The sequence below is a fragment of the Micromonospora echinofusca genome (assembly GCF_017614955.1).
GTDB classification, from domain to species: Bacteria; Actinomycetota; Actinomycetes; order Mycobacteriales; family Micromonosporaceae; genus Micromonospora; species Micromonospora echinofusca_A.
In genome coordinates this window covers 1-399 of the sequence record NZ_WVUH01000762.1, presented here as the reverse complement: position 1 = coordinate 399, position 399 = coordinate 1, and the positions used below count along the sequence as shown (strand labels likewise).

At 74.9% G+C, this 399-nt stretch carries 1 pseudogene; it reads left to right on the top strand.

The window, feature by feature from the left end:
- Positions 1-399 (top strand): annotated as a pseudogene (locus GSF22_RS34280) (hypothetical protein); the annotation flags it as partial.

The following is a 399-nucleotide window of genomic DNA, read 5'->3' as shown; positions in this document are numbered from 1 at the left end:
GGCTCCGCCGGCTACTGCCCGGACGCCTCCGGGGTCACCGTCGTCGTCGACTTCACCGCGCTGGGCGGCGGCACGGTGATCCGGTGCGCCGGTGGGGAGCAGTCCAGCGGTCTGGCCGCACTGCGCAACGCCGGCTTCTCCGTCGCCGGGACGCTGCGCTGGGGGGAGAGTTTCGTCTGCCGCATCGACGGCCGACCCGGCCCGGACGACGAGAAGTGCGTGGACACCCCACCGGCCAGCGCCTACTGGTCGTACTGGCACGCCCCGAACGGCGGTAGCTGGACCTACAGCAGCCAGGGCGTGCTCAACCGCCGCCCCCCGGCCGGCAGTTTCGAGGGCTGGGCGTTCTCCGTCGACCGGGGTACCGGCGACGCGCCCCGCCCCGGCGCGGTCCCACGC